General features: G+C 58.6%; 21 protein-coding genes and 1 pseudogene. 2 read left to right on the top strand and 20 right to left on the bottom strand.

Annotation, left to right across the window (positions count from 1 at the left end; all coding sequences use genetic code 11):
* Positions 1-89 precede the first annotated feature (89 nt).
* The 6 genes from JNB88_RS22670 to JNB88_RS22695 all read right to left on the bottom strand — a co-directional run bounded on the left by JNB88_RS22670 (position 90) and on the right by JNB88_RS22695 (position 4,797).
* The gene (locus tag JNB88_RS22670; protein ID WP_220357375.1) at positions 90-431 is read right to left on the bottom strand and encodes a copper resistance protein CopC; all 342 of its coding nucleotides are present in this window, start codon (positions 429-431) and stop codon (positions 90-92) included.
* 100 nt (positions 432-531) lie between these two features.
* Positions 532-903, bottom strand: a complete 372-nt coding sequence (locus tag JNB88_RS22675) for a DUF488 domain-containing protein (RefSeq protein ID WP_220357376.1) — start codon at positions 901-903, stop codon at positions 532-534.
* Between the two features lie 4 nt (positions 904-907).
* Positions 908-2,470 carry a DHA2 family efflux MFS transporter permease subunit gene (locus tag JNB88_RS22680; RefSeq protein ID WP_220357377.1) on the bottom strand — a complete coding sequence of 521 codons (1,563 nt, stop codon included), beginning with the start codon at positions 2,468-2,470 and terminating at the stop codon, positions 908-910.
* A complete protein-coding gene (locus JNB88_RS22685; RefSeq protein WP_220357378.1) occupies positions 2,467-3,648 on the bottom strand; it encodes an HlyD family secretion protein in 1,182 nt (393 codons plus the stop codon). The genes JNB88_RS22680 and JNB88_RS22685 overlap by 4 nt, the downstream gene beginning before the upstream one ends.
* Before the next feature lie 110 nt (positions 3,649-3,758).
* Positions 3,759-4,235 (bottom strand): DUF992 domain-containing protein, encoded by a 477-nt coding sequence (locus JNB88_RS22690; protein ID WP_220357379.1) that lies wholly within the window; start codon positions 4,233-4,235, stop codon positions 3,759-3,761.
* Between the two features lie 46 nt (positions 4,236-4,281).
* The gene (locus JNB88_RS22695; protein ID WP_222858105.1) at positions 4,282-4,797 is read right to left on the bottom strand and encodes a Dps family protein; all 516 of its coding nucleotides are present in this window, start codon (positions 4,795-4,797) and stop codon (positions 4,282-4,284) included.
* A gap of 318 nt (positions 4,798-5,115) precedes the next feature.
* On the opposite strand from JNB88_RS22695, the gene JNB88_RS22700 reads away from it, so the two are divergent.
* Positions 5,116-5,961, top strand: coding sequence for a formate/nitrite transporter family protein (locus JNB88_RS22700; RefSeq protein WP_220357380.1), 846 nt, complete (start codon positions 5,116-5,118; stop codon positions 5,959-5,961).
* Positions 5,962-6,047: 86 nt separating this feature from the next.
* Entirely contained in the window at positions 6,048-6,248 is a 201-nt protein-coding gene (locus tag JNB88_RS22705) for a hypothetical protein (protein WP_220357381.1), read from the top strand.
* A 675-nt stretch (positions 6,249-6,923) separates the two neighbouring features.
* Here the strand turns inward: JNB88_RS22705 and JNB88_RS22710 are convergent.
* The 14 genes and pseudogenes from JNB88_RS22710 to JNB88_RS22775 all read right to left on the bottom strand — a co-directional run bounded on the left by JNB88_RS22710 (position 6,924) and on the right by JNB88_RS22775 (position 21,711).
* The gene (locus tag JNB88_RS22710) at positions 6,924-7,397 is read right to left on the bottom strand and encodes a nuclear transport factor 2 family protein (protein WP_220357382.1); all 474 of its coding nucleotides are present in this window, start codon (positions 7,395-7,397) and stop codon (positions 6,924-6,926) included.
* A gap of 70 nt (positions 7,398-7,467) precedes the next feature.
* Positions 7,468-8,298, bottom strand: a complete 831-nt coding sequence (locus JNB88_RS22715) for an oxidoreductase (protein WP_220357383.1) — start codon at positions 8,296-8,298, stop codon at positions 7,468-7,470.
* A pseudogene (locus JNB88_RS22720) lies at positions 8,295-8,438 on the bottom strand (aldehyde dehydrogenase family protein); the annotation flags it as partial. The gene JNB88_RS22715 and the pseudogene JNB88_RS22720, both read right to left, overlap by 4 nt.
* 60 nt (positions 8,439-8,498) lie before the next feature.
* Complete coding sequence (locus JNB88_RS22725) at positions 8,499-9,293, bottom strand: SDR family NAD(P)-dependent oxidoreductase (RefSeq protein WP_220357384.1); 795 nt, start codon at positions 9,291-9,293, stop codon at positions 8,499-8,501.
* 167 nt (positions 9,294-9,460) lie between these two features.
* Complete coding sequence (locus JNB88_RS22730; RefSeq protein ID WP_220357385.1) at positions 9,461-9,817, bottom strand: hypothetical protein; 357 nt, start codon at positions 9,815-9,817, stop codon at positions 9,461-9,463.
* A 219-nt stretch (positions 9,818-10,036) separates the two neighbouring features.
* Entirely contained in the window at positions 10,037-10,411 is a 375-nt protein-coding gene (gene crcB / locus JNB88_RS22735; protein WP_220357386.1) for a fluoride efflux transporter CrcB, read from the bottom strand.
* Positions 10,412-10,456: 45 nt separating this feature from the next.
* Positions 10,457-11,128, bottom strand: coding sequence for a cupin domain-containing protein (locus tag JNB88_RS22740; RefSeq protein WP_220357387.1), 672 nt, complete (start codon positions 11,126-11,128; stop codon positions 10,457-10,459).
* 235 nt (positions 11,129-11,363) lie between these two features.
* Positions 11,364-11,567 (bottom strand): hypothetical protein, encoded by a 204-nt coding sequence (locus JNB88_RS22745; protein WP_220357388.1) that lies wholly within the window; start codon positions 11,565-11,567, stop codon positions 11,364-11,366.
* A 90-nt stretch (positions 11,568-11,657) separates the two neighbouring features.
* Positions 11,658-12,230, bottom strand: a complete 573-nt coding sequence (locus JNB88_RS22750; RefSeq protein WP_220357389.1) for a helix-turn-helix domain-containing protein — start codon at positions 12,228-12,230, stop codon at positions 11,658-11,660.
* A 317-nt stretch (positions 12,231-12,547) separates the two neighbouring features.
* On the bottom strand, positions 12,548-13,537 hold the full coding sequence (locus JNB88_RS22755) for an alpha/beta fold hydrolase (protein ID WP_220357390.1): 990 nt from the start codon (positions 13,535-13,537) through the stop codon (positions 12,548-12,550).
* A gap of 251 nt (positions 13,538-13,788) precedes the next feature.
* Positions 13,789-14,580 (bottom strand): response regulator transcription factor, encoded by a 792-nt coding sequence (locus JNB88_RS22760; RefSeq protein ID WP_223217287.1) that lies wholly within the window; start codon positions 14,578-14,580, stop codon positions 13,789-13,791.
* 408 nt (positions 14,581-14,988) lie between these two features.
* Complete coding sequence (locus tag JNB88_RS22765; RefSeq protein ID WP_220357391.1) at positions 14,989-15,357, bottom strand: response regulator transcription factor; 369 nt, start codon at positions 15,355-15,357, stop codon at positions 14,989-14,991.
* Entirely contained in the window at positions 15,354-16,004 is a 651-nt protein-coding gene (locus JNB88_RS22770) for a response regulator transcription factor (RefSeq protein ID WP_220357392.1), read from the bottom strand. The genes JNB88_RS22765 and JNB88_RS22770 overlap by 4 nt, the downstream gene beginning before the upstream one ends.
* Positions 16,005-16,176: 172 nt before the next feature.
* The gene (locus JNB88_RS22775; RefSeq protein ID WP_220357393.1) at positions 16,177-21,711 is read right to left on the bottom strand and encodes an AAA family ATPase; all 5,535 of its coding nucleotides are present in this window, start codon (positions 21,709-21,711) and stop codon (positions 16,177-16,179) included.
* Positions 21,712-21,918 lie beyond the last annotated feature (207 nt).

The following is a 21,918-nucleotide window of genomic DNA, read 5'->3' on the forward strand; positions in this document are numbered from 1 at the left end:
GCAAGGGATGACCAGTTACATGAATGTGAAGAAGAGGGAGCGAGGGCCTGGTAGCATCTGCTACCCAATCCCGCATGAATGGCCACACATCACTCAGCGACCTCGAACGCAAGGCTCCCCTCGTCCCAGCCGCCATTGGGGATCAGGGCCTTCCAGGTCAACGTGTAGCTTCCAGGATCAAGCCTTGCATTCGTGGGTACGACGATCTCGCCTTCGGTGGCATCCTGCTTTGCATTGGAACAAGGCAGCTCCCGGTTCGCGCTGTCACGCAGCTCGAAGTGCGAGCCCGCCAGGTCGACATCGTAGGAGAACGACAGGGACACCTCAGACCCGGTAAACGGGATGATCTGACCCATGCCCGCAACCGCTGCTGTCGGCGTCGCCGAAATAGCGGCAATCGTCAGGCAAACGACGAGGATTTTCTGCAGCATGTCGGCGGGCCTTTGAACTTCATTAAAGCGCCTAGCCTACGGACACGGTGATGCGGCGTGAATTGCACATTGGCTCGGGAAACCTATACCTTCGGATCAGTCACCCGGGCGACAGGTGCTTCAGGTGAAGCGCAGCCTCCACAGCCTCAGCCAGAACGAGGGCATGGTTGTGGTTAGGATCCTTGGCGCCATAGAGCAAAGTTACGTCGTGGGCGGCGATGAACTTGCAGAGGTTGGCAAATGCGGGATTGCGAAGGAGTTCCGCCCGATACCGCGTTCGGAATTCCTCCCACCTGTCAGCTCTGTGATCGAACCATTCCCGCAGTTCCGGCGTAGGCGCGACGTCCTTCAGCCAAGAATCGAGGTGCGCAGCCTTTTTCGAGACGCCGCGGGGCCAAAGTCTGTCGACCAGAATCCTGTCACCGTCGAGCGGGCTCGCGGGCTGATAGATTCGCTTAATTTGCAGGGACATGTGCTCAACCTTTCCGTTGTTTTGGACCGCTGCGCGTAAGGACGACAATGACCGCCGCCGTTAGGACGACGACGCCCATGACATAGAACGCGTCGGAGATCGCCATTATGAACGACTGCTGGGCTATCAGGTTTGCGAGGACGATCTCGGCCTGATGGCGAGCGTAAGCGGCGGTGCCTGCGCCGTGCTGCAGAAAGTAGGCTTGCATGTTGGTGAGAAACTCGCCGACCGTGTAGCCGTAAGGCGTGACCGATTGTCCGATGATGTTAGAATGGTACTCCTCCCGTCTCGTGATAACGGTGGCGAGCACGGCCGTTCCCACGGCGCCGCCCAGGCTTCGCATCATGTTGAACAGCCCAGATGCCGCGGCGGCATGTTCCTTGGGCATGCCGACCATGGCGATCGAAACGAGCGGAGCGATGAGGATCGCCTGCCCGATTGCGCGGACGATGTTGGTCATCATGAATTCGCTGCCGCCGTCGTTGAAGCTCAGGTGGGTGTTAAGCAGGCAGCTTGCTGCGAAGATCGCCAAGCCTGTGCAGACAATCGCCCGGTAGTCGAAATAGCGCTGCAGGATGGGGACGAGCGGTATGATCAGAAGCTGAGGCATGCCCGCCCATGCAAGGACGATACCGGTCTGTTCGGCGTTGTATCCCTGCACTTCGGTCAGGTAGGCCGGTAGAACGTAAATGGATCCGAACAGTGCAAAGCCTACGAGGACGTTCGCAAGCGTGCCCAGGCCGAAATTGCGCATCCGGAGCAACCGAAGCTGCACGGCAGGTTTTTGAACGCGGAGTTCGATGAATACAAACACCGTCAGGCAGAACCCCGAGAGTATGGAAAGATGGACAATATGGGTGGATCCGAACCAGCCGTCCTGGTTGCCTTCGTCCAGAACTGTCTGTAGCGCCCCCAGCCCGATCGCCATGAAAGCGATGCCGAGCCAGTCCCCCTCCTTCAGGAGCGGCAAATTCATCTCGCGCCGTTCGAGCGTGGGATGAAGCAGCGCAAACATTATTGCGCCAGGTATTAGGTTGATGAAGAAGATATACTGCCAGCCGTAATTTTCGGTGAGATAGCCGCCGATCGTGGGGCCGATCGCTGGACCGAAGGTTGCCGTAAGGGCGAAGGCGGCGAGCCCCACCGGCTGTTGACGCAGCGGGATGGTTGTCAACACTCGCGTGAAGGCCATTGGAATCATCACCCCTCCGGTGAAACCTTGAAGCCCCCGGAGGACGATCATCTCTGTAAGATTCGAGGCGAAGGCGCACCCTACGGAAAAGATGAGGAATAGCCCCAGGCAGCCAAGCAGGAACCTTCGGAAAGAGAAGATCCGGCTGAAAAAATCGGTCAGCGGGATCATGATGATCTCGCCGATCAGGTACGAGGTGGAAATCCAAGTTCCGTTTTCGGATCCAGTCCCGATGCCTCCCTCGATCTCGGGCAGCGAGGAGTTGGTGACCTGAATGTCGAGGACGGCAATCAGCGCGCCAATCATGCATCCGGCCACCGAGATCCAGTCTCGGAGGCTCGCGCTTCCTTTCGCCGCTCCGACAGCGCTGGTCATGGCCGGGAGACTCCGTCCTTCCCGACGGACTGCCCGGGTCTGTCATCAGACACGACCTTGATGGTTGCCGTCACCGACATGCCCGGAAGAAGTCGGCCTGCAAGCGGATCGCCTCTGTCGATGCTGATCTTGACGGGGACACGCTGCACAATCTTTGTGAAGTTGCCGGTCGCATTGTCCGGAGGAAGGAGTGAAAACTCCTGTCCGCTCGCTGGCGCAATGCTGTTGACGTAGCCGCGGATCGGCCTGTCCGCGAATGCATCCACGTCGATCTCGACTGGCTGGCCCGACCTTATTCTGGCCAACTGGGTCTCCTTGAAATTGGCCACCACGTAGGCCGCGGTGACGGGCACCACCGCCATGAGCTGCTGCCCCGGTTGCGCGAATAGGCCTACCCTGGCCATCCTCGAGCCGATAACGCCGTTGGTCGGAGCTCGCAGCGTCGTATAGCCTAGATTTAGCTGCGCTTGCGCGAGCGCTGCACGGTTGTGGGCCAATGTCGCCTTGGCCTCCGCCAGCCCGGCTTGTAGGGTATCCACTTGCTTTGTGGCGGCCTCGAGCGCTGCCTGATCCCGGGCAACGATGGCTTCGCTCGAATCTGCCTGGGCTAGCGTCTGCTGCGCCTCCTGCAAGGAGCCGGAACCGCTTTTCTGCAGCGCCCCGAACCTCTCCCTATTCTGCTGGGCGTAGACGTCGGAGGCCTGGTCGGTTCTTAGCGTGGCTTGAGCTTCTTCGATTAGCGCGCTCTGCTCACTCAGTTGAGCGGTGATCTGCGAGATGTTCGCTTCTGCTTGAGCGACATCGGCCTTCGCTTGATTCAATGCGTCCTGATAGCCACGGGGATCGATCGTCGCCAAGACGTCGCCTGCCCTCACCGCCTGGTTGTCGTTGACAAAGACGTTGTCGATGTAACCCGCGACCTGTGGTGCGATCGGAATGATGTCCGCCTGCACGTAGGCGTCGTCGGTTGATTCCTCGAGTCGCCATACCGTCCAATACTGCCACACCGCATATCCCGCCAGCCCTGCGACGACAAGCAGCGCCGCTCCGTAGAACGGGGCCCTCGACCTCTTGGGACCGTTGCTGCCTTCGCCGTCAGACTGCCCAACGGCGGAAGACTCCGGACTTGGTGCAGGCGCCTGCTGCCGAAAACTGTGAACCCGATCGATGACGCCCATGATGACCTCGCGTCCATGCTGGATCTTGGCGCCGGGCTTTGGCTTCGAGAGCGAAGCTCACCAACGCACAATGTTGCCCGCGGCCTTGCGAACCAGGCCGCCTGAGAGACCTACTTGGATGCTCGAAGTGTCAGGGAAGTCACGCCCACCGCGATGTTCACGCCCTCCTCTGCCTTTACGGAGATTGGCTGGAGGGAAATCGTGCCGTTCAGGCCGCCGACGAGAACATCGGCTCCCAGTCCGATGCCAACCGCCACGTCGGCAGTCACACCGGAATAGGTTCCCGCCAGTGCGGCCCTGTCCTTGTTGGTTGGCGCGTAGACAAGCCAGGCCATCTTGGCGGCCTTTATTCTGCCGATGTCGATGCCGAACTCATCGATCCTTCCTGAGTATTGCTCGGTTGGACCTCCGGCAGAGGGTCTGAACGTGCAGCGTGCCTCCTGCTGGGCACCGATGATCACGCCGACGCCGGCCGCGACGTCGCAGTCTAACGACCCTACTTCAATGCGTTCGGCCGCGTTCGAGGGGGCGATAGAAGCTATCGAGATGGCCGCCAGCGAGGCGGAGAAAATGAGAACTTTGAACATTGTCATACCTTTGAGTTGTTTTGTTCAATCGCTAAATGTGGCGGCTTTAGCGGCGCGTCGCTTCGAAAAGGAACCAGGTGCGGCGCTCGGCTTGATCGATCCAATTCTCGACCAGACTCGTGGTGGCGGCGTCGTCGTAGTCGGAGGCAAGCACATGCACCTCGCGCAGGACCGCAACGAGCTGCTCGTTGTCATCCCTCAGTTCCGCCAGCATGTCCTCGGGCGTTACAAATTCAGCGTCGTTGTCGAGAAGCCGCTGCAGCCGCGATGCATGACCTAACGAGCGAAGAGTGGTTCCGCCGATCTTTCGGGCCCGTTCTGCAATGTCGTCCGTCATCGCGAATATCTGCTCGCCCTGCTCATCTAACATAAGGTGGTAGTCGCGAAAATGCGGGCCAGACATGTGCCAGTGGAAGTTCTTTGTCTTGAAGTAGAGAGCGAAGACATCGGCAAGGAGAGCCGTCAGGGCTGCCGCGACGTCCGTTGTGGCGTTTGTTGACAGGTCGGTGGGGGTGGCGAGCGCTGAGCGTTCGATCTTCGTGAGGGAGTTGTTGTTGGTCAAGACGAAATTCCTTGGGTAGGTGGCGGACTGAAAGGCGGCCACGGCTAAGATTGCGGGTTGTCGAGGTATCAGCGTACCGCCTGTCGACTGGGTGCCGCTGACAATGGTGCCAGCCTATGCCGCCCGCGGCGCCGCGGATATTCACTGCTAGGTCAGTCTGTCTTGTACCTACGTACAGGCGGGATTAAGCGGTGGCTCCCTTGCTGGACGCAGGGGCGACATCGACGAAATGCCGGGTGAACGCACACCAACGTGTAGTAACCAACCGAAGCAGCGGCCGGTAGTTTTGCATCAGCACGCATCACGGAGCCCCGCGCCATGTACGCCGACACCATTGCAAACTTCGCAGTCGCCGGCGCGGAAAAGGCCCACGCCGTCCGACACAATTTCATCGCGTTCCTCATCGGGGCAGTGATGGCAGGCGCCTACATCGGCTTCGGCGACATCATCATGTTCACAGTTGCCGCCCACGTCGACCCGGCGTGGATCCATCTTGTTATGGGTGTTGTTTTCTCGTCAGCTCTTACGATCGTCGTGTTCGCCGGATCTGAGCTTTTCACCGGAACAGCCATGTATATGCCGCTCGCGGTGTTGTCAGGTCGATCAGGAGTCTACGACATGTTTGCAGTCTGGGTATCGTCGTGGGTGGGCAACCTGCTCGGCGCAATCCTTTTGGCTTCGCTGTTCCATCTTGCGGGTGGAGGCGTGCTTCTGGGTGACGGCAGTTCGGAGTTTTTTTCGGTCGTCACAGCCAAGATGGCCGCCGCCCCGGAACAACTATTTGCACGTGGAATTTTATGTAACTGGCTAGTCTGTCTAGCAATTTGGATGGCGGCGCGCACTGATAACGCTGCAGCGAAGGTCATGTTGATCTTCTGGCCGATCACCATTTTTGTAGCCGCGGGTTATGAGCATTCCGTGGCGAACATGTTCACCTTCGCCATGGCTCTACTGGGCGAACACCCCGCTACTGTTTCCTTGACGGGTGCGGCCCACAATCTGCTCTGGGTCACCGCCGGCAATCTTGTTGGCGGTTCCATCTTCGTGGCGGCTGGCTACTGGATGCAGGCGCGCAACGATGGTCATGTTTCCTTTACGCCCGTAGCCACGAAGAGCGAGACGGTTTCTCTAGGAGAACCGACCCATGATCAAGCGACCAAGTAGGTTTTGCACGTAAGCCGCAACTGCACACCCCAGTCGAACAGCCCGTCGCGGAAGTGACTAGGCAAGCCAAGTCATAGGAGAAAGCCATGAGCGAGATGTTGACTCGAAGCGAACTCGACCAACGCATAGCCGACGTCGAAGAGAACCTCCGGGTTCTCATTGAGTTAGCAGCAGCAGTGAGTGGTCCAGCGGATGAGGAACTGGCCAATGACAGAATTCAAGAGCAGCAGGTCCTTTTGGACCGCCTGATCTTGCGTCGGGCATCTCTTGAATTTGACGAGGATTAAAAAACAAGCCGGATCGCTATAGGCTACATCGGCATACCCTCGACGTCGTTCTGCCGAAGCATCCGCAGGCTTCCTCGCCGCTGTGTGCAGCATCCCCGCGTCTGTAGAAGCGATGGGTCGTGATGGCGCCACGGGGCCATCAAGCTGCAAGGCTAGCGACCGCTGCCTGCGAAGGAGTGAAGACTGAGCTGAAGAATATAGGTGCGCTCCTGCTCTGCATCAAAACGGAGGGATACCTCGGAGAGCAAGGACAGGAGACGGGAGTGGGTGGACCGAGCTTCTATTGCACATCCGCTTCAACGCCCACTGAGGTGACGACGTGTGGAAGCCCGGAACTTTGGGCGAAGGACCTCGCCATGAATTGCATCTACATTTCTGGTGCGGGCCAATGTTGAAAAATCGGTTCGCAAGCGCCTGCTCGGAGTGCAGCGCAGGAGGCTCTACCAGCGCAACGGTTGTGGTGACGCCACGGGATGCTTGAATTTCGGTCTACGAGCAGCGGCTCCATGAGATCCGCGAGATCGATTTCCGACCTGAGTGTCGCGACCCGATAGGAACGCACCATTTCCGTCCGACAGTTCGCGTCGAGAAGCGAGCTCGTCTCCAACTCGGGGAGCAATGCAGCAAGTGTTTCGGAGCTGTCGAGCTCCGAAACACGCGTTGTTCGCGGCAGCTTTAAAGTCCTAGGTCGGACAGACCAGGATGGCCCTGTGGCCTCGGACCGCTTCTATCCCAGTGGTACTTTCGTTCGTCGCTTTTGATGGGCAGATCGTTAATGGAGGCGATCCGGCGCTGCATCAGGCCATTGGGCGCGAATTCCCAATTCTCGTTTCCATATGACCGAAACCAGTTTCCGGCGTCGTCGTGCCATTCGTAGGCGAAGCGGACGGCAATGCGATTGTCCGTGAACGCCCACAATTCCTTTATCAGCCGATATTCCAGTTCCCGGGCCCACTTGCGCTGAAGAAACTCTACGATGTCCGCTCGACCCGTTACGAATTCGGCTCGATTTCGCCATACGGAATCCGGAGTGTAGACCAAGGAAACCCGTTCCGGATCGCAGCTATTCCAGCCATCCTCGGCACCGCGGACTTTCTGCCTGGCGGTTTCCAGAGTGAAGGGAGGAAGTGGGGGACGATTTTCACTCATCTGCTTTCCTTTGCAGTTGGAGACAATGACTCGGAGACGGCCGTCTGACTAGCGTGGGCCGAGAGGGTGCTTATGGCCTGTAGTCTGTCGAGATGCTCAGCGAGCGCCATTTGGCATCGGAGGCGCAAAGCGCCCGCATATGCGCACCGACAAGCTCGACGGCGTCCGAACCCAGGAGCAAGTGCAGTGGCGGATTGCTCATCCCCGCCACCTCAAGAATGACCTGCGCCGCCTTTTCCGGATCGCCTGGTTGCTTTCCCGTTATGTCGCGAACGTGCCTCGCGACGGCTCCCACGGTGTCATCGTAGGCGGGCTGTGTCGGGGCTATTCGCATGGACGAGCCTGCCCAATCTGTCCTGAACGCACCCGGCTCGATTATACTGACCTTGATCCCCAACGGTGCGACCTCGTGGTAGAGCACCTCTGAGAATCCGGAGACAGCGAACTTTGCGGCTTGATAAGCGCACAGGCCAGCGACGCCGAACCGACCGCCGACCGAAGACAACTGAATGATATGACCAGATCCTTGGCTCCGCATAACCGGAAGCGCCGCTTTCGTGACGTTAACGACTCCCCAGAAGTTGGTTTCGATCTGAGCCCGAAAATCCTCGGCCCGGATGTCTTCGATCGAGGCGATGTTGCCGTACCCGGCGTTATTCACGACGACATCCAGTCGACCATATGCGGCTTGGGCGATAGCTATCGCACGATGGGCAGCGTCCGCGTCTCTGACGTCCAGGCTGAACGCCAGCACGTTATCTCCGAACTGATCGGTCAGGTCGGACAGGTCCTCAGCGCTCCGTGCCGTCGCCAGAAGCTTGTCGCCTGCGCGGAGGACCGCCCGTGACAGCGAGTGTCCGAGTCCTCGGGAGCAACCGGTTATCAGCCAGGTTCGTGTCATCCGATTATCTCCGTCTTGGGCTCGAGGAACGCTTCGAGACCGACTCCGAATTCCCGTCCTACTCCCGACTGCTTGACGCCGCCGAACGGAGCGAGCAGGTCGGGCCGGATGGCGTTGATCAGGACGCTCCCGCGCGCGAGTGACGTGACCGCCCCGTCGATGTAGGCGCTGTCGATTAGCCTCATGGCAGCCCCCAACACCTAGAACGCCGACCGGATCGCGCCGCCATCCACGCGGATCGTCGCCCCGCTGATGTAGTCGGCATGTTCGCTCGCAAGGAATGCGACAGCAGCGGCGATCTCATCGGGACGGCCTAGTCGGCCGACGTCATTGGGCACCATGTCCCTTACCGAGTTTCGTTCGATCTCGTCCCAGGAGCCACCCCAGCCTCTCTCTGGCGCGATCTCCTCAAAGAATGCACGAACCGCCGGCACGAGGATCGCGCCGGGAGCAACGATGTTGGAGGTGACACCTGTATCCCGTAGCTCGCGAGCCAAAGAGACTGCCAGATTATGCCGGGCAGCAAGCGAGGCGCTATAGTCTGGAAGGCCGGATAGCGGTTGCCCAGCGAGACCGCCGCCTATCTGTATCACGCGCCCCCACCCGCGTTCGCGCATGGGCGGCACGAATCGTTCGACCATCCGTACTCCGGAGAGAACATTCACGTCGTAAGTCCTTGCCCATTCACGCGGGGTTGCGGTCTCCCAACTCAGATGACGATATGCTCCCGCATTATTGACGAGAATATCGACATCGCCGCCCACTCGCTGTCTTACGGCGTCGGCACCAGCGTCAGTGGAGAGGTCACCCACCGCGAAATCGGCCTCCTGTCCCATACCCGCGATCGCATATGCGATGGACCGGGCACGCGACTCGTCACGGCCATGTACAACGACCGCCGCACCCTCGGCGGCAAGCATCTTCACAATGGCCTCTCCGAGTCCCGCCGTAGAGCCGGTGACCAATGCTCGCTTTCCCTCGAGTTTGAGATCCATGACATCCTCACACTGGTCTTGCGATGTGCACTCTTGGCCGCGAGAAGCGTTCAGAACCTCGCCGCCGTGACGCATCGCCGCTGAAAGATCGTTGGATTGGTCGCTCGCACCTATTGCCGGGGCCGCTGGCTCGCATCGCTGGCTGCGATGCGAGCCAGCTCAGGCAACTATTTAATGAAGAATGTCATGCTGCCATCCGCAGCCTGCTGGGCGTTGACAACATTGTTGACGCTGATGCCCTTCGCTTCGAGCTTCTTGGTCAGCGCCTTGTTCGCCTTGATCGAGGCCTGGATGTTCTTGACACCCTCTGCGGTGCGCGGTGGTACGCCGTCCTGCGGATCGGGCTGGACCTTCTGGTTCTGGTAGTCGTTGAGGTACTTGACGTCGAAAGGCTGGTTGAACGTGACAAGTGTACGTTCGATTTCCGGACCGTCGTTCATGGTGAGACTGTCGGCGTAGCTGGTGCCGGCGATCGCCATCGACGAGATGAGAGCGGCGGCGGCGAAATTGAATGCGCGGTTCATGGTAAATTTCCTTATACCGATCTACACGAAGCCAAAGATCAGGCGCCGTGGGGTTAACTGGGCGCGCGCTCTAGTTCTGGAGCAGGCAGAAGGATAATATTCGTCGGTCCACCGCGAGAAAATTCGACCTAGGTAACTGGCACATACTCCGTTGGTCTCGGTGTCCGTGGATGGAAGGGCTATTGCAATTATCCGGGCCGCTCGAACTTCACTGCGAGATCAAGCCAAAGTCCGGGCGACCTGCATGCCAAAGAGAAGTCCCGCGAGTGACAGCGCGAGCGACGCCGCGACGTAGAAGATCGCGAGGCCAGCGTGCCCTCGTTGCCAAAGATCCACCGAGTCCAAGGAGAAGGTCGAAAACGTAGTGAACCCTCCGAGAACCCCGGTCGTAAGGAACACCTTCAGCTCTTGGGGAAGGTCGCTTTTGAGAACGAAGAGCGCGACCAAAACTCCCATCGCTGCGGACCCCACGACGTTGACGGCGAGAGTGCCGAAAGGAAAGCCGGGCGCAAACAGCCTAGAGGTCGCGACATTGACGACCTGCCGGAGGACTCCTCCGACCCCAGCCCCGATGAAAATCAGCACATAGATCATATCAAAACATCCCTTTTCGATCAAAAAGCCAGCCGACCGCGCCGCCTACGGAGCGACGAGAGGCACTGGCACGTTCCGCGAAAAGTTGCTTCTCATGACTACGGTCTCCGAGAAGCTGAGCGAGAGATCAGGTAGCTCTTCGTCTCGGACACCAAATTCTCTGGCGAGCACCGAGCGTTCAAATACCCCACCGATCGTGTCATCCTCGTCGACATCGGATTGCCGCCGGTCAAAGAAGAGGACGACATGCCCGTCTTCGTCCACGACAGCAACCATTTGCTCAATTCTTTCGTTACGTGCGTCCGGTGCGCGCTCGAGCCTGGTCTTGACGGCTTTTTCCACTACCAGAACTTCGGCGCCACGGTGATCGAGCGGCAACGCATTCACGTCCACTCCTTCTCTGGCGATGGCCAATATTAACGCCGCAGTCTCGCCATCGGCGCTGTAAATGCTGAAGTTCGTTCCAGCCGGTATGAAAATCAGATCGCCTTTCCCTGCGGAGAAGGATTCAAATGCTCCATGGTCCCCCCGGATCTGCAGCGAAACCTGTCCGGCGGCACAATATGCGAGCTCATGGAAAAGTGATGGGCCATCGGAGATGCGCTCACAGTCAGGCGGGATTTCCAACTTGCGGAAACCGATGTGCCGGAGTGACCGAAGGATCGAAACGTTGGCTTCGTCTTGCGTTCGCAGCGTGTTGAAGCTGGTGTAGCTCATGGGCCTGCCTCTCGTTTTGTTCAAGAGGCCAGTTTACGGTGCGGGCTTATTGCGGACTATCGTACAGGCGCTTGGCTTTTTGAGACCTCCGTATAGGGTCAATGGCCTGGAAGGTCGGCTTTCCGGTTGGAGCACTCGCACACTGTTGATGCTTTGCGTCAATGACCCGCGATAATGAGTGGCGTCCCGGTGCCAAGCGCGGAGGGCGACGAGACGCCCCCCACACACGGCCCCCCTAAAGAATAGCGCGATCAACCGACATTGGTGTAGGTTCGCTTGCCATCGGAACATATACCTTTACGGTAGCTTCCGGGCCACGTTGCAGGATGACCACGACAACCACTGCAGCATACAAGACGAGCCCAACGAGGACTAGCGCAGTAAGATAAGACCCTCCAGCCGAGGGCTTTGCGACGGTGTAACGGTTGCGTCTGAACATGTCTGAACCTCCTTCGCTGGGTTCCTAGGAGTTCCGGTTCCAAGGAGCGGCGATCACTCAGGCAAAAGCGGCGATCGTGTGGGCGCAAAGTCATCCTGTGACGGCGCGTGTAGTGACAGGTGTCACCCGCACCCGGCGACGCCATGCACTGGGGGTCACGCCAACGACCCGCCGGAAGAGACGCGAGAGATGGGCCTGGTCTGCTAAGCCACAACTGAGGGCGATTTGGGAAAGCGGTGCGTCTGTCGCTTCCATCAAGTGCTTCGCATATTCCACTCGCTGCTCCGCCACGTAGGCGTGAGGAGAGCGGCCGAACGTTGTCTTGAAGAGGGTGCAGAAGTAGCTGGTGCTCAGGTTCGCCACTCGAGCTAGATCGCCGATCGGAATTGAATTCGACAGTCGCCCAGCTACGTACGCTTCGACCTTCAAGCGCTGCCATCTGGCAAGGCCGCGACCAGGCGGTTCATCGCTTGAAAAATCATCGTCGCCAGTGGGGTCATGCCCGACGAGAATACGAGATGCTCGTGTCACCAGCTCAACAGCGTTCGCGCCATCATGCTGGTAGCAGTCCAGGGCGTGCATTAGAAGACGGCGGACTTCGGCGGACGCGCTGGCGCCCAAGTTGTCATCTGCAGGTTTGACGGTCTTTCCAGTTGCGAACATCCTCAATCTCCTCGGGACGTTGAGCGGCATTAACTGGTCCGACTATGAGAGCCTGCGGAAATTCCAGATATTCTCTTAGCATCGCGGATTACTGGCACTTCGGTCTCTGGGATGTAATACGAAGGTGCCATTGTGCTCGTCCGGGCGTCGGCCCGTCGACGCCCGCTCGAGTCGAACGAGATGAGATGGGGTGACGACAGTGGGGTATTCAGTTCATTTCGATACAAGCAGAAAGGCCCACGCCGGCGGACGCCGACGGGGCCAAGTTCGGGTGCGGCGGGCAGCCTTGACCCGCAGCTTATAGCAGCATCCGGGTTTTATTCCCGGATGAACGCAAGAAGGTCCGGGTTGATCACCTCGGCATGCGTGGTGAGCATGCCGTGCGGATAACCATCGTAGATCTTGAGCTTGCTATTGCGGATCAACTTCGCCTGCAACAAGCTCGCATCCTTGTAGGGGACGATCTGGTCGTCGTTGCCCTGAGTGACTAGCGTAGGAACTCGCATTTCCTTCAGATCGTCGGTCTGATTGGTTTCCGAAAATGCCTTGATGCCATCGTAGTGGGCCTTGGCGGCGCCCATCATACCCTGCCGCCACCAGTTGTTGATGATGCCTTGCGAGATCTTCGCGCCCGGTCGGTTGAAGCCATAGAACGGCCCCGATGGGACATCGATGTAAAACTGGGCACGATTAGCGGCGAGAGCTTCCCGATAACCATTGAACACCTCTATTGGCTCGCCTCCGGGATTTTCCGGTGTCTTAAGCATTATCGGAGGAACCGCGCTCACGAGAATCGCCTTGGCCACGCGCCCCTGAGGCTGCCCGTATCTGGCGACGTAGCGGGCGACCTCGCCACCACCGGTAGAGTGACCGATATGGATGGCGTTTCGCAGATCGAGGTGCTCGACGACAGCCGAAGCATCCGCAGCGTAGTGGTCCATGTCGTGGCCCCAGCTTACCTGCGCCGAGCGTCCGTGCCCGCGTCGGTCGTGAGCTACGACCCGATAACCCTTACTGAGGAAGTAGAGCATCTGGTTGTCCCAGTCGTCGGAGGACAATGGCCAGCCATGATGAAAAACGATGGTCTGCGCCTCTCTAGGACCCCAGTCCTTGTAGAAGATTTCCACACCGTCTTTTGTTGTAACGAATTCTTCTGCCATAAGGCTCGCTCCTTTCGGGATGTTCAGGTTGTTTCTGTCTGCCGCCAAAGCAGGCACAGCCATGGCAAGCGAGGCGGTCGCCCCGGCGAGCAGTGCCTGCCGACGCGAGAGGGGAAGGGAAAATTCACTTGTCACGTTGGTCTCCATCTTGATGCACCGAGGCCTGCCTCGTTTCACAATTCGACCATAGCGCCCGTCGGGCTGTCGCTATTGATGGATCGTCCTCGATTTAGCAGTTCATCGGAAATTCTGCCGCGCCACATGCACATGTGTGAACCCCCGCTAATTTTCCCCGGGGCATGAGGCGGAAGATGTGAGTTCTCGGTGGGACTGACTAGCGCTTCTACTGCGCGCATGCCGCGGGTGCGCACAGTGGCCACGGGAAGGAAAAAAGGATACTAGAAGGCCTCAATAGCCGAGGGTTGCAGCGGCCACGATGCCATGCTCGGTTCGAAAGCTGGTTCGGCATCTTGCAAGTGCGCGATCGCATCCGAGACGCGGACGAGGTCCGCGACCGTCCGTACGCTAAGCTTGCGCATGATGCTGCCACGGTGAACCTTGACAGTCGTCTCGCTTATCCCGAGTTCGCCAGCGATCTGTTTGTTCATCTTTCCCGCCGCCACCAGTGGCATGACTTCACGCTCGCGCTTGGTAAGTCGCAGGAACCGCCGATGAACAGCATGCAGGGCCTCGGCGGCATTCCGTCTGCTGCGGTCCAAGCTGACCGCCCGTGCGACCGCATCGAGGAACTCTTGCTCCCTGAAGGGCTTCACCAGAAAATCGATCGCACCCGCCTTCATGGCACGTACGGTGATCTGGACGTCGGCATGGGCAGTGATGAAGATTGCAGGTACTTTCGAGCCGCTCCGCACAATTTGCTCGTGAAATTCAACGCCGCTCACGCCTGGCAACCGAACGTCCAGGACAAAGCAGCTCGGCGTATCGCGGTGATTGTGACGCTGATCGAATTCGACCACTGACTCGTAAAGCTGACATTTTAGATTTACGGACTGCAATAGCTCCTGCAGGGATTCACGTATCGCGGCATTGTCCTCGATAACCACGACAATCGGATCGTCATTGGCGCTATCGAGCCTGCGGGAGGGCCGTGCTACGCTACGGCTCGTTGCGGCAGTGCGGCTGCCGTTGAAAGATTGCCCATTCAGCATCAGTGTTCCGAAACTGTCCATGACGCTCGCTCCTTCTCCAGCTACTCTGATTTCAGGTGTCAGGGCTCGCGATCTCGACCACGTTTCATTTTCTTACCGATCTCACTTGCCATGATCCGAAGTGTATAAAGCGATCCGACAAGCGGCTATTATGGGTTTCTATCAGGTGTTCTGGTGGCGCGCCTCGGCTTGAGCCTCCGAACGAAGATGATCTGCCAAACCCTGCGTACCGTAAGGAAAGAGCCTGCGCGTTGTCAGGCGCCCCTGCAGTCGCGATGGCAGCGCCAGCGGCGATGGCCATGTCGGCAAGGAGTCCGGAGATTTGCAATTCTGCTGCGCGGGCAAACTCGGGATAGCACCAAGTCGTACGCGCTCGTTGCATTTTAGCGCTAGACAGACGAGGTACCAGCCTAGCGAAGCATTCAGCAACTAGCGCACCGCCTTCGTGATGGCGTTGACCAGATCCTGGGCATCGAATGGCTTGCGAAAGAAGCGTCCGGAAGGCAGCTCCATCACGCGGGTTTGCGTCTCAACATCGCGAGTTCCCGTTATAAAGATCACCGGGAGGTCCGGCCGCTTCTCGTTGGCTGCTTCCTGCAACTCAAAACCGTCTAGTTCGGGCATGGTGATGTCCGTGACTAGACAGTCTGCGGGCGGCACGCTTTCGTCGTCGAGAAACGCGCGCCCAGATGTGAAGGCGCGGACGGCAAATCCCGCTGATTTCAGAAAATCTCCCAGTGAATCCAGGAGACGAGCGTCGTCATCAACTATCGCAACGACGGATTTTTGCATTATCATCGAGCGGGAACTCCTGAGTATCGTGAATGAGTAATAGGAATTTCCAACTTCGCCGCCACCCGCACGAGTTCGGCGAAGGAGGTGACCTGCATCTTCTGCATGACCCTCCCCCGATGAACTTGGAACGTTATTTCGCTGATGCCCAACTCAGCAGCCCCTTGCTTGTTGAGGAGCCCGCTAACAATCAGCGGAAGCACCTCCTGCTCTCGGGGCGTCAATTCATTGAACCTAACCTTCAGGTCGGCCAATGCCTCTCTCTCCTGACGGCGCTCTCGATCTCGGTCGATGCCCGCGCGGACCGCGGAGACGAGAGCGTCGGCATCGAATGGTTTGGTTAGGAAGTCCACGGCGCCGCGCTTCATAGCCGAGACTGATGAGGGGATATCTCCGTGCCCTGTGATGAACACCACCGGCGGATGGTCGTCGTTCTCAATTTGCGCATGGAAGTCGAGCCCGTTTACATCGGGAAGCTCCACATCGAGAACAATGCATCCTGGCACGTCGGGACGAGCGAACTCCAAGTAATCGCGCACCGATCCCAAGGCGAAAGTTTTCAGACCGACCGAGTTCAGCAGTTCTCCAACTGATTCCTGCACCTTCGGGTCGTCATCGACGAGAAAGACGATTTGATTGAGGTCTTGCTCCATATCCGTCCGCCACTGCACCGTGGATACTCCCTGCTGGCCAATGCGCTTCAACCCGCAGCCGTCGCTCCGACGCATCACCGCCCATCTTCCAGACCGATCAATCTTACCAGATCCGACGACAAAGGAGATGTTATAGAATCCTATAATGCCGACGATTTTTGCGATGGCCGCGCTAGGGCGCGGGATTGGCTTTGTCAGCACCGACAGGCAGCGAGAGCCAGAACGTCGCACCGTGAGGTTCGTTCGCAGTTACCCATAGCCTCCCGCCATGTGAAGCTGCGATGGTCTTGCTGATGGCAAGGCCCATCCCCATTCCTTGTGTCTTAGTGGAATAAAACGCGTCGAAGACCTTGTTCCTGATGTCAGGCGAAATCCCGGGCCCAGTGTCATGGACCGCAACGGATATGCTGTTATCGGAGCGTCCAGAGACGATCGTAAGTGATTTGGAGGAGCCATCGACGTGGTTTGCCATGGCTTCGATTGCATTAACGCTGAGATTTAGAATCACCTGCTGAACCTGCACCCGATCCGCAAGAATCTGTGGGAGACTCTCATCTAGCTTGATCTGAATGGACACATCCTTTTGATGCGCCTCCGCGGCGATGAGAGAGGCCGTTTCCGTTATTATGCCATTTATGTCGATGATCTCAGCCTTTGGTGGAGATTTCTTGACAAGGGCGCGAGTCCTTTCCAGCACCTCGCCAGCTCGGTGTCCCTCGCTTACGACGCGTTCTAACGCCCTCCGCGCGGCATCTAAATCCGGAGGATCCGCCTTTAGCCAATTCAACCCCGCGGATCCGCTTGTGACGACACCGACAAGCGGCTGCATCACATCGTGGGAAATTGCGGCAGACAACTGCCCCGCCACCGCCACACGATTCGCGTGAGCGAGTTCCGACTGAAGTTCCCGGTAGCGCCTGTCACTCGCGCGGGCGGCGTCTTCCGCATGTTTTCGGGCGGTCAGATCAAGAATATAGGAAACGCCACTCTCGAATTCCGTGTCACCAAATGCCGCCGCACCGATCAGAACCGGGACGCGACTGCCATCCTTTCGCAGGAACTCTTTCTCCCAAGGCGTCGCGACGCCAGTGGTCTTGACCTCCTCGACGACCTTGGCGTCGGTGGCCCATTCATCCGGCGGGGAAAGGTCGGTCCACCGCAATCGGCCCGCGGCGAGATCCTCGCGCTCGAAGCCAACCATCTGGAGGAAAGAGTCATTTGCCTCGAAAATCTCGCCGTCAAGCGTCCACATGAACACGCCAATGATGTTGGCGTCGACGAGTCGACGGATTCTCGACTCACGTTCCTTCAAATCACGGTAAAGTCGCGTGTTCTCAAGTGCGATTGCCGCGTGCGATGCGATGAGCTTCAGGATCGCGAGCCGATTTTGTGTGAAGGCATTGGCCGCGAGGTTGTTCTCGAGATGGAGGAGCCCGAGGAGCTTTCCCTGATTGACGAGCGGGAGTGCCAGGAGGGAGCGCACTCGATGCCGACGGATGTATTGGTCGCTCGAGAACGCGCTATCGGCAAGGGCGTTGTCGAGAATCATGGTCTCCCTCGTTCGAAGAACGTACTGAACGACGGTTTCGGGAAGTTCAACCGGCGTTCGAGCGTCAGCTCTGTGCTTGACGACCACTCCATCCGCCGTCATCTGAGCTTCCGCCTCAACAGCATGCCCTGTCGCATTGCCGAGAACGAGCACGGCTCGCCCTGCTCCGGCGTGCTCAAGAGCCGTTCTCATCAAGGTATCGACCAGGCGCTCAAGAACGATTTCGCCCGAGACGGACTGCGCCACCTTGATTACAGTAGCCAGGTCCAAATGCTCCACGGCGGCCACCGTGGTCCCGGTTGAGAGGCGTGAGGCGGACTCGTCGTAAAAATCAGCATATCTCTCTTCGAGCTGCCGCACCTTCGCGTCTGCGCCCCATCGGGCATAACAAGCGCGAGCTTCAAGGAGATAGGTACGCGCAAACCTCTTCGCGCCTCTTGCAGCGTGGAAACGCGCGGCCGTTTCGTTCGCGATCGCTTCGTATTGGGTGAATCCGTTTAACCGAGCCACCCGTATGCTCTCGTCATACAGCCGCTGTGCCTCACCCTCCATTCCCTCGAGGCGAGCGATCTCCGCTGCTACGAGGATATGCTTGTCCTCGAAGCTGGGCGAGCGGGCGTGCTTGGCCCAGGATTCCAACTGAGCATGCTGCTGACGGATCTCCTCAAGCATACCCGCTCTTTCCTCTGTTGAGGTCTCGTCCTTGATCACCGCAGCCAAAGCTAGCGCCGAGAAGTAGTAGCAATCCAACTGCTCGATTTGCATGTTCCTGATAGCAGGATTGGATCGAACTTTCGCAACCGCATCTAGGGCGGCCTCAAAATTCTCCGCCAGGGTGTAGAGCATCGCCTTTCTGGTCCAATACCACCACATCACCACCGAGTTCTGTGTGCTGGCGAGATCCTCCTCGAAAGCCTGCTCATCGAAACCATCGCTATCGTAGCTAGCCAATCCGCTGGTTCGCCCTCGAAGGCTCGCGATGGCGCGTTCGGTAGCAACGATGAGATCTGCCCCTGCGCGAAAGCCAGTCCTGCGGGCGAACTCCAGGGCCTGTTCACATTCCTCGTCTACGTCCTTCAGGTTCTCACCGCTCAGGAAAACGTGCAGTACGATGACGGCCGCTTCGAAGCATGCGTAGTAGAGGTCCCCCGCCTCGACGCCTCCACGGAAAGCCGGCCGAAGCCAGCCAAGTACGGCAGGTAAAGGCTCAGTCCACGCGGCCGCAAGTCCCGTCAAATGATTGACGCGAGCCAGATCTACCGTGACGTTGCGTTCGGCAGCCAGGCGGCCAGCCAATTTTGCGATGCGATACCCGTCCGCATAGCGCCCGAAGGCGGGCCCCATCACGTAACCGAGCATAACCAGCCCTTGTGCGGACGTACTCGCGGCTCCTCTTTCGAGGCAAAGATTGATCATCCTGCAAATCACCAGGATCGTCATGTTGAAGTTCGAAAAGTAAGCGGGAGGCTGCATCTCGGCGAGGAGACGCACCGCCGCCAGCGCCTTGGGATCGGTCATGGCTGGCAGGTCTGCGAAGCTCTCGATCGACCGCCCGTCGAGGTTTTCCCAGATCATGTCATATTCGCGCTGGACATCCTCCCAGGACGGGAATGCTGGCAGGTGCACCCCCAGGAGATTGAGGCCCAGGATCGCGTTGGCCACCGCGCCGCTGTTGTCGGATTTGACGACGCACAGCTCGACTATGACGCGGTAGATCGCTGCCTTGTCCACGTCGGTGGTTCGTCTTCGGAGAAGGTCCTCAATCAACAGCTCAGCCCTTCGGATGTCCCCGCCCAGGAACATGCACTCGACGTGTTCCAGTGCGAGTGCGAATGCAAGCTCGTAGTCCGACCTCCAGCCCATTTCACCAAGCTGCGAGATCCCCTGCGTGAGGTAGCCAGAGGCCGCGGAGTAGGCCGCGGCTGCTTTTGCTTTTCGACCCGCCCTAAGATTGAGTGAAGCAACCGTTGCTCTCTCGGCCTGGGACGCACGCCCCGCCTCCCCCCGATTGAACTGGCTGACGATCTCGAAGATGTCGGCTTCAATTTCCTCCTCGCCGAGCGTCGCTAGCAGTCGCGAACCTATTGCCCAGTGCGTCCTACCTCTCTCCTGCTCCGGGATCGTGGAATAGGCCGCCTCGTGGACCCGGTCATGTGCAAACGAGTAGGCATCCTCGCTCTGGAAAAGCAGACCTGCCCGAAAGGCTTCATTTAAAAGAGTGTGAGTCTCATTCCTTGAGAAATCGGTCATTCGCTGAAACGTCGCGATCTTGACGTTGCTGCCAATGCCGGCGAGTTGCTTCAGAGCCCTCTGTGATCCATCGGACAGGCGGCTAAGGCGTTCAACCATCAAGTCGACCACGCCCCCGCTCACATACTTTGACTGGATGCGGTTTATGTCCCATCGCCACCCGGGCAGCGCGGCGTCGTAGTGAAGCAGGCCGTCATCCGCCAGCGAGGCAACGAACTGGGTCGTGAAGAACGGGTTGCCCGCAGTCTTCGCGTAGACGACCTCGGAAAAAGGCTTCACTCTCTCCGTGTCATCTCCCAGGGCATCGGCGATCATCCGGGCGACATCGTCGGAGCCAACGCCCCGCAGAACTATCTCATCGATGCTGATGTCCGAGCGCCGGACCGCATCGAGACGGGCCGACAGCGGATGATCCGGCCCCACTTCGTTGTCACGGTACGCACCAACCAGCAGAAGACTTCCCACCTCCGTCTCATTCACCAAGCTTCCGAAAATGTCCAAGGTAGCGGGGTCAAGCCATTGCAGGTCATCGAGGAACAGCACGAGCGGGTGCTCTGGACGAGCGAACACGCCGATCAAGTGTTGGAACACCACTCGGAAGCGCCTCTGAGCCTCAGGTCCTGAAAGATCCGGTACCGGCGGCTGTTCTCCGATTATATGCACAAGCTCCGGGATCAAGTTCGACATCAAGCGGCCATTGAAGCCAAGAGCTTCGGACAGGGCGCCGCGCCATTGCGCTAGTTCGACGTCGCTCTTGCTGAGCAACTGCCTGATCAGTCCCTGGAAAGCTTGAGCAAGGGTCGCATAGGGAATGTCCCGCTTGTATTGATCGAACTTGCCAACCGCAAACAGGCCGCGAGCAGACACCAGGGATTTGTGGAGTTCGTTTACCACCGACGACTTGCCGATGCCTGAGAAGCCAGACACCAGCACAAGTCCGCGGGCTCCTGTATTTACGACTCGGTCGAATGCGCCTGCAAGTTGCTCGACTTCGCGCTCCCGACCGTAAAGCTTTTCGTGAAAGACCAGGTGATCCGGTCCAGTACCCGCCCCTAACTCGAAGCCTGAAATAGTCGCATGCGTATCCCATTCCGCTAGGCAGCGCTGAAGGTCTGCCTGAAGCTCCTTAGCTGAGCGGTAACGATCCTCGGCCGCCTTGGCCAGCAGCTTCATGACCACAGAGGAAAGCTGCGCGGGTATATCCGGCCGCCTGTCGATGACGGGTGGCGGCTGCCGCGCGACGTGGCAGTGGATCCACTCCATCGGATCCTCGGCTGAGAAGGGCAGCTTGCCAGTCAGCGCTTCGTAGAAGGTGACACCAAGTGCGTAGAGGTCACTGCGTGCGTCGATTGACCGGTTCATTCGACCAGTCTGTTCGGGCGCCATATATGCAAAGGTCCCCGCTATGACCTCCGGCGGCGCAGGTGTCTGGCGCTCTCTCGGAACTCGCGACGCGATACCAAATCCAGTCAGCCACGCCCGATCTTGCGAGGAGGAGACGAGAATGTTGGCGGGCTTGATATCCTTATGTAGCAGGCCGGCTTCGTGGACGCTCGCCACAGTGCGCGAGATTGCTATGGCGAGGCGCAGAAATGAACCCACTTCCAGCCGCGCACCGAGCACATGCTTAAGGCTATGTCCGACAGGATCCTCGAGCAGAAGGATGGTGACCCCATTCGCGTCCGAAAGCCGCGAAGGAAGGACAGCCCAGGCACTGTCGAGATGAGGTGCGAGGCCGTGCTCGTTGATGAGACGCGAAGTCATCTCGCGCGATGGGTGGTCGTCGACCGGGCCAACCGCCAGAAAGGGTCTCTCGCCGTTGATCCGGAGGACGATCCGTTCCCCGTCCTCTATCAGGACCTCGGCACTTGCTCTCCAGTCATCACTGATCCAATGCGGCAGACTCATCGTTCCCCCTTCTGGCGTCGCCTCGCACTTTCGATCTGTGAGAATAAGTTACCTTCGCTCTTTGCGGGTATCCAGCCTGTACGCCATAGCCGCCGATATGGAGGTCATTGAAATCGTTCGGTGGCTGATTGTCAACAATCGACCAGTTGCAATGGATCGCGTTAAGAGCGAACTATGCCGCTCGTTTTCTCCACCTAGGGACACCTA

It is taken from the genome of Rhizobium cauense, from assembly GCF_019511525.1.
Taxonomy (GTDB): domain Bacteria; phylum Pseudomonadota; class Alphaproteobacteria; order Rhizobiales; family Rhizobiaceae; genus Rhizobium; species Rhizobium cauense.

Coding starts and splice junctions, on each gene's coding strand:
- JNB88_RS22675 (WP_220357376.1), bottom strand. CDS start 903: ATGTCCCTGCAAATTAAGCGAATCTATCAGCCCGCGAGCCCGCTCGAC.
- JNB88_RS22690 (WP_220357379.1), bottom strand. CDS start 4,235: ATGTTCAAAGTTCTCATTTTCTCCGCCTCGCTGGCGGCCATCTCGATA.
- JNB88_RS22760 (WP_223217287.1), bottom strand. CDS start 14,580: ATGGACAGTTTCGGAACACTGATGCTGAATGGGCAATCTTTCAACGGC.
- JNB88_RS22730 (WP_220357385.1), bottom strand. CDS start 9,817: ATGAACCGCGCATTCAATTTCGCCGCCGCCGCTCTCATCTCGTCGATG.
- crcB (WP_220357386.1), bottom strand. CDS start 10,411: ATGATCTATGTGCTGATTTTCATCGGGGCTGGGGTCGGAGGAGTCCTC.
- JNB88_RS22715 (WP_220357383.1), bottom strand. CDS start 8,298: ATGACACGAACCTGGCTGATAACCGGTTGCTCCCGAGGACTCGGACAC.
- JNB88_RS22725 (WP_220357384.1), bottom strand. CDS start 9,293: ATGGATCTCAAACTCGAGGGAAAGCGAGCATTGGTCACCGGCTCTACG.
- JNB88_RS22770 (WP_220357392.1), bottom strand. CDS start 16,004: ATGGAGCAAGACCTCAATCAAATCGTCTTTCTCGTCGATGACGACCCG.
- JNB88_RS22775 (WP_220357393.1), bottom strand. CDS start 21,711: ATGAGTCTGCCGCATTGGATCAGTGATGACTGGAGAGCAAGTGCCGAG.
- JNB88_RS22710 (WP_220357382.1), bottom strand. CDS start 7,397: ATGAGTGAAAATCGTCCCCCACTTCCTCCCTTCACTCTGGAAACCGCC.
- JNB88_RS22700 (WP_220357380.1), top strand. CDS start 5,116: ATGTACGCCGACACCATTGCAAACTTCGCAGTCGCCGGCGCGGAAAAG.
- JNB88_RS22705 (WP_220357381.1), top strand. CDS start 6,048: ATGAGCGAGATGTTGACTCGAAGCGAACTCGACCAACGCATAGCCGAC.
- JNB88_RS22670 (WP_220357375.1), bottom strand. CDS start 431: ATGCTGCAGAAAATCCTCGTCGTTTGCCTGACGATTGCCGCTATTTCG.
- JNB88_RS22745 (WP_220357388.1), bottom strand. CDS start 11,567: ATGTTCAGACGCAACCGTTACACCGTCGCAAAGCCCTCGGCTGGAGGG.
- JNB88_RS22740 (WP_220357387.1), bottom strand. CDS start 11,128: ATGAGCTACACCAGCTTCAACACGCTGCGAACGCAAGACGAAGCCAAC.
- JNB88_RS22755 (WP_220357390.1), bottom strand. CDS start 13,537: ATGGAGACCAACGTGACAAGTGAATTTTCCCTTCCCCTCTCGCGTCGG.
- JNB88_RS22680 (WP_220357377.1), bottom strand. CDS start 2,470: ATGACCAGCGCTGTCGGAGCGGCGAAAGGAAGCGCGAGCCTCCGAGAC.
- JNB88_RS22750 (WP_220357389.1), bottom strand. CDS start 12,230: ATGTTCGCAACTGGAAAGACCGTCAAACCTGCAGATGACAACTTGGGC.
- JNB88_RS22685 (WP_220357378.1), bottom strand. CDS start 3,648: ATGGGCGTCATCGATCGGGTTCACAGTTTTCGGCAGCAGGCGCCTGCA.
- JNB88_RS22765 (WP_220357391.1), bottom strand. CDS start 15,357: ATGATAATGCAAAAATCCGTCGTTGCGATAGTTGATGACGACGCTCGT.